Origin of the sequence: Francisella sp. 19X1-34, from assembly GCF_041102755.1 — a bacterium.
In the GTDB taxonomy this organism is placed as follows: domain Bacteria; phylum Pseudomonadota; class Gammaproteobacteria; order Francisellales; family Francisellaceae; genus Francisella.
The window spans coordinates 1-2,923 of sequence record NZ_JBGCTX010000121.1 but is presented as its reverse complement, the minus strand read 5'-3'; the positions used below and the strand labels follow the sequence as shown (position 1 = coordinate 2,923).

The window sequence follows — 2,923 nt, the reverse complement described above, 5'->3', positions numbered from 1 at the left end:
TTACATGACTCCTAGTCACTTTGAATATATAATGAAGAATGAAGTTAACAACTGTCCCAAATTAGCAGGATAGATCAGATTTAACAATGCTGTAAATATAGCAATATCAATGGGCAAGCTATTTAGTTACGAAGCTAGAATTTATACAAAAAATGATCAATATAATTATATAAAAGTTGTTGCTGAGTTTTATTTAGGAAGTAGTGATCATCGTCCAAATCGTTTGACAGGTATTTGTTTGGATATTACGCCAATTAAGCAGGCTGAGTTTAAGTTGGATAAAATGGCAAGGTATGACGTCATGACAGGTATTGCTAATAGAGAATTCTTTTTAACTCAATTAAACAAAGCAATTACTCGAGCTAAGCGTAGCAAAAATCAGCTGGCACTATTTTTTCTTGATTTGGATAATTTTAAGCAAATTAATGATACTTATGGCCACGCTTATGGTGATATTTTACTGCAAGAGATCGTCTTGCGTTTAAAGGAGGTCTTAAGGCAAGAGGATTTCATAGGGCGTATTGGTGGTGATGAGTTTGCAATTGTGATCGAAGATGTATCTTCTTTAGAGGAAGTTCGTAGTATAGCAAGTAGAGCTCTTGAAGTAATTAATTATCCTTTTGATATCAAAAATAATGAAATACACCAATCATTTAGTTTAGGTATATCGATTTATCCAGATACTGCCCTTAATGTTGATGATTTATTACAGTTTGCAGATACTGCGATGTATAGAGCTAAAGAAAAAGGTAAAAATAACTTTGTGTTTTTTCAAGATGATTTAGATAAAAAAATGCAACGTAATAATAAGATAGAGTATGCATTACGTAGACCTGTTGGGGAGAATAATTTCAGTTTGTTATATCAACCACAATATGATAATCAGCAAAATATCACAGGTATAGAAGCCCTAATTAGATGGCAGCATCCAGAGATACACGACCTTACACCTGATGAGTTTATACCGATTGCTGAGAAAACTCGTCGTATTGTTGATATTGGTTACTGGGTATTAGACAAATCAATTCAAGATTTTCTTAGTCTGCCCTATGATTTGCGTGAAAGTATTACATTATCAATTAATTTTTCTGGTATACAGCTAGTTGATCCATGTATCCTCACAAAAACTAAACAAATACTTGATAAACATAGTATTCAGGCAGATAAGCTTATCTTTGAGGTTACAGAAACTCATTTGATGAATCAAATTGATAAAGCTGCCATTAATATAAATAAGCTTAATGAGTTAGGAATAGTCTTTTCATTAGATGATTTTGGTACTGGGTACTCATCTCTTAACTACCTGGCAAAACTACCTATTGATTATTTGAAAATTGATAAAGAGTTTGTCGCTCAGATCGATGATGAATCTAATCAAACAATTATTAAAACAATGATATCTTTAGGTAAATCTCTTGGTATGAGTGTAGTTGCAGAGGGGGTTGAAAAGTTATCACAATTACAATACTTGGCATCTATAGATTGTGATAAGTATCAAGGGTATTATTTTAGTAAGCCAATGACGATTGCTCATATCTTGGATCACTGGAAGCAAAAAAAGACTTGAGAGTAAGTATCAAAGGAGCTTAAGTGCCAAAATATATATTTATAAAAAATTAAACCTATACAAACATTGAGCTAAAGATAGTTCGAAATAAGCTTATCTATGCTAGCTTCACATCCTTTTATGCTTGACCTTTTCTCATATGAGTAATAAATACCAAAATAATTATAATCACACAAAGTATAGGTCCAAGAATTATAGGAACTTGCTTGTCGATATGTTGACCTAAGAAACCTGAAATAAATAGACAGATCGAAGCACCTATGGAGCCTGACATTATTAAAAAAGAGGAGATCTTTGGACTAGAATAATTGGCATTGTTGATACCATACCCAAGAAGTGTTGGAAACATTGCAGCACAACCAAAACCAAGTACTATACCACCTATGATAAATCCTGTAAGACTATTCGCAATTAAGAATATGATAAAACCAACTAGAGTAATAAATGAGCTAATCATAATATAAACCGCAGGCTTAATTTTTGTAAGTACAAATAGTCCTACTATCAGCCTAGAAATTGCAATAATTCCCCAAAATAGGCCGATAACTAGTCCAACATCTGTAACACTTACATGTTTAGCTTCTTGCAAATATGGTGAGAACCAGTATGAGACAATATACTCTATATATACATAAATCATTATAGCTAGAGCGATAAGAACTACACTTATATTTAGAAGCTTTGGTTTTGCTATATGAGACTCATCAACTAGATCATCACTAATTTTTATAGCTTCCTTCTCCTCAAACTTTGATAAAAATATAATGATTAGTAAAATCAAATATAAACAACCCATGCCAATAAATACAGCACGCCATGAGAACTGCTCAACTATATGACCACCAACAAAAGGCACAAATGCAGAACCTGCACCAAAGAAAAAATTTAAAACATTTAAGCGTGATTCACTTTTACCGCTTTTAGTATATGCTGCATGGATTGTTTGACTAACAGCAGGTACCAAAAATCCGACGCAAGTACCGTTTAAAAGAGCACAAATAGCATAGATATATAAAGGAAATCCAGCAGCGATAGTAAATTGTGCAATCAAACCAATTACTAAGGCAATTAGTAGGGTATTTCTACACCCTAGCGAGCTCATAGTTTTTGAGCTTAAGGCATTACCTATTAAAAGCCCTAATATATTTAAAACATCGATATAAACAATATGAGAAACATTAACACCATAATGACTAGATATTTGAGGTGACACTAGTCCAAGAATTGCACCAAAACCTCCTGTAATAAATGCTGCAAAGAAGCAGATACTTACAGCTTTTAGGGGTCTTTACAGATAATTGTGTAAATTTTAATTAGGTTATATATTTTAAATATAACAATAAGGGATTTACAGAA

2 protein-coding genes are annotated in these 2,923 nt (G+C 32.5%); one reads left to right on the top strand and one right to left on the bottom strand.

Translation table 11 applies throughout. From position 1 onward, the window contains the following. Positions 1–109 precede the first annotated feature (109 nt). Positions 110–1,567: an EAL domain-containing protein gene (locus AB8E56_RS11475; RefSeq protein WP_329481235.1), complete on the top strand. Its 1,458-nt coding sequence runs from the start codon at positions 110–112 to the stop codon at positions 1,565–1,567. A gap of 118 nt (positions 1,568–1,685) precedes the next feature. Here AB8E56_RS11475 and AB8E56_RS11470 read toward each other — a convergent pair whose 3' ends face one another. After that, complete coding sequence (locus AB8E56_RS11470; RefSeq protein WP_329481237.1) at positions 1,686–2,834, bottom strand: MFS transporter; 1,149 nt, start codon at positions 2,832–2,834, stop codon at positions 1,686–1,688. Positions 2,835–2,923: the final 89 nt, after the last annotated feature.

Excerpts from the sequence above, each read along its gene's own strand:
- AB8E56_RS11475 (WP_329481235.1), top strand. The coding sequence starts at position 110 with ATGGGCAAGCTATTTAGTTACGAAGCTAGAATTTATACAAAAAATGAT.